Raw genomic sequence first — 2951 nt, forward strand, 5'->3', positions numbered from 1 at the left:
GCTGCCCCGATGCCGATGCCGCGCTGCTGATGCTGCACCGCATGTCGCGCTACATTCCGCATTTCATCGCGCTGTCGGCCTCCAGCCCCTATGTGCAGGGCCAGGACACCGCATTCGATTCGGCGCGGCTCAACTCGGTGTTCGCGTTTCCGCTGTCGGGCCGCGCGCCCTGCGTGCTGACCTGGGGCGAGTTCGAGAACTACTTCGACAAGATGACCGGCACCGGCGTGGTCAAGAGCATGAAGGACTTCTACTGGGACATCCGGCCCAAGCCCGAGTTCGGCACCATAGAGATACGCGTGTTCGACACGCCGCTGACCATAGAGCGCGCGGCCGCGCTCTCGGGCTATGTGCAATCGCTTGCGGCCTGGTTTCTCGACACCCAGCCGTTCACGCCCAGCGAGGACGACTACCTGGTCTACACCTACAACCGCTTCCAGGCCTGCCGTTTCGGGCTGGAGGCAGTCTATGTGGACCCGGGCACGGGCCGGCATCAGCCGCTGCGCGAGCATATCCTCCACACCATGGACCAGATCGCCAGCCACGCCGCGCGCCAGGGCGCCGCGCCTTCGCTGCACCTGCTGCGCACCGACGTCGAGAAAGGCCAGAACGACGCGCGCTGGCTGCGCGATCGCCAGCGCGAGGAGCAATTGCTCGCCGAGACCAGCCGCCAGGCCGCCATGCGCTTTCGCGGACAGCCAATATGAATCACCCCCTGAGCGACTTCGTGGCCGGGCCACCCCGCGCTTCCCCCTCTCAACCTTCGGTGGAGGGGGACGACACCCTCGCTGCGGGGCGGCCCTTGCTCAGTGTCCCTGACCTGGCTCACGCCGGTATCGCACGGCAGTGAACTAAATTCAGAAAGCCTTGAGATGGGTGAATTCGATCTGATACGCACGTTCTTCACGCGCCCCGTGCGCCGCGCCGCGCTGGGCGTGGGCGACGACTGCGCGCTGCTTGCGCCCACGCCGGGAATGCAGCTCGCGGTGTCCAGCGACATGCTGGTCGAGGGCCGGCACTTCTTCGCCGACGTGGATCCGCTGCGCCTGGGCCACAAGGCGCTCGCCGTCAACCTCAGCGACCTCGCGGCCTGCGGCGCACGGCCGCTGGCCTTCACGCTGGCGCTGTCGCTGCCGCGTGCCGATAGCGCCTGGGTGTCGGCCTTCGCCCAGGGTCTGCTCGCGCTGGCCGACGCGCACGACTGCGAGCTGATCGGTGGCGACACCACGCAAGGCCCGCTCAACATCTGCATCACCGTCTTTGGCGAAGTGCCTGCGGGCCAGGCGCTGCTGCGCAGCGGCGCGCGCGCCGGCGACGACATCTACGTCAGCGGCACCCTGGGCGATGCACGCCTGGCGCTCGAAGCCCTGCAGGGCCATGTGACGCTGCCGCCGGCCACGCTGGCCGCGGCCCGACTGCGGCTCGAAATGCCCACACCGCGCGTGGCGCTGGGCCAGGCCTTGCGCGGCATCGCCAGCAGCGCGCTGGACGTCAGCGACGGCCTGCTGGGCGATCTGGGGCATATCCTCGCGCAGTCGCGCGTGGGCGCCTGCATCGATACACGGCTGACGGGTGCGCTGCTGGCGGCCGGCCTGACGGAGAATGAGGAACTGATCCGGCAATGCACGCTGGCCGGCGGCGACGACTACGAACTGTGCTTTACCGCCGCGCCAGAAATGCGCGCCCAGGTCGCAGCCGCGGCCCGGGCCAGTGACACGCCCGTCACGCGCATCGGCAGCGCACAGGCACGGTCCGGACTGCGGCTGCTCGACGCGCAGGGACAGGAGCTGGTCAAACGCTACGCATCGTTCGATCATTTTTCCGTTTGAGCGGTCGGGGCGGCGGCGCATACTCTCACAAATGCCAGGCCATGGCAGCAATAGAATTAAACTATTGATTGTCAAAACACTTTTGATTCACGTATGTCACGCCCTTTTGCCACGCCTGCTGAAGCCCCCCGTCCCACCCGCAAGCCGCCGGCGCCCTACCGCCCCAGCATGCGCTTCATGATGACCCACCCCGCGCATTTCATTGCGCTGGGCCAGGGCTCGGGCCTGGGCCGCATCGCGCCGGGCACGGTGGGCAGCCTCTGGGGCTGGCTCACGTTCCTGCTGCTGCAGCTCTGGTTCACGCCGTCCCAGATCGGCTGGATCATTGCCGGCGCGCTGATCGTCGGCTGCTGGGCCTGCGCCGTCACCGCCCAGCACATGCGCGTTGCCGACCCCGGCCACATCGTCTGGGATGAAGTCGTGGGCATCTGGCTGGTGCTGTGGCTTTGCATGCCCATGGGCTGGTGGGGCCAGCTGTGCGCATTCGCGCTGTTCCGCTTCTTCGACGCCGTCAAGCCCCAGCCCGTGCGCTGGGCAGATCAGCTGTTCAAGGGCTTTGGCTGGCGCGGCGGCATAGGCATCATGTTCGACGACCTGATCGCTGCGGGCTGCACGCTGCTGACCATCGCGCTGTGGCGCCATTTCTTCTTCTGACCCCATGACTGAAGCACTTGTGGCCGAACTTGCGACCGCGCTGCGGACGCGCGGCGCGCAGATGGCCACGGCCGAAAGCTGCACCGGCGGCCTGATCGCCGGCGCCTGCACCGACATCGCGGGTTCCAGCGACTGGTTCGAACGCGGTTTCGTGAGCTATTCCAACCAGGCCAAGACCGAGATGCTGGGCGTGGACGCAGCGCTGATAGAGGTCCATGGCGCGGTGAGCGAAGCCGTGGCGCTGGCCATGGCCCGGGGCGCGGTCGCGCATTCGCGCGCCCGCTGCAGCGTGGCGGTCACCGGCGTCGCCGGCCCCGGCGGCGGCTCGGCCGCCAAGCCCGTGGGCACGGTCTGGTTCGGCTGGTGCATTGACGGCCACGCCGATGCCGAATGCCGGCGCTTCGACGGCGATCGCGCCGCGGTGCGACAGGCAACGGTGGAGCATGCGCTCAAGGGCTTGCTGCGGCG

General features: G+C 68.2%; 4 protein-coding genes. All 4 read left to right on the forward strand.

The features are described 5' to 3' along the window. A partial coding sequence (locus RR928_RS24315) for a YbdK family carboxylate-amine ligase (RefSeq protein ID WP_332684632.1) occupies positions 1-707 on the forward strand: 707 nt, incomplete at its 5' end. A gap of 165 nt (positions 708-872) precedes the next feature. Beyond that, positions 873-1829, forward strand: coding sequence for a thiamine-phosphate kinase (gene thiL / locus RR928_RS24320; protein WP_332538111.1), 957 nt, complete (start codon positions 873-875; stop codon positions 1827-1829). A gap of 168 nt (positions 1830-1997) precedes the next feature. Then, positions 1998-2483, forward strand: a complete 486-nt coding sequence (locus RR928_RS24325; RefSeq protein WP_332538130.1) for a phosphatidylglycerophosphatase A family protein — start codon at positions 1998-2000, stop codon at positions 2481-2483. 4 nt (positions 2484-2487) lie between these two features. Then, positions 2488-2951 (forward strand): CinA family protein (locus RR928_RS24330; protein ID WP_332684634.1); only part of this gene is annotated, 464 nt, incomplete at its 3' end.

This window comes from Comamonas sp., from assembly GCF_036666375.1.
Classification (GTDB): domain Bacteria; phylum Pseudomonadota; class Gammaproteobacteria; order Burkholderiales; family Burkholderiaceae_C; genus Comamonas.

Coding starts and splice junctions, on each gene's coding strand:
- thiL (WP_332538111.1), top strand. CDS start 873: ATGGGTGAATTCGATCTGATACGCACGTTCTTCACGCGCCCCGTGCGC.
- RR928_RS24325 (WP_332538130.1), top strand. CDS start 1,998: ATGCGCTTCATGATGACCCACCCCGCGCATTTCATTGCGCTGGGCCAG.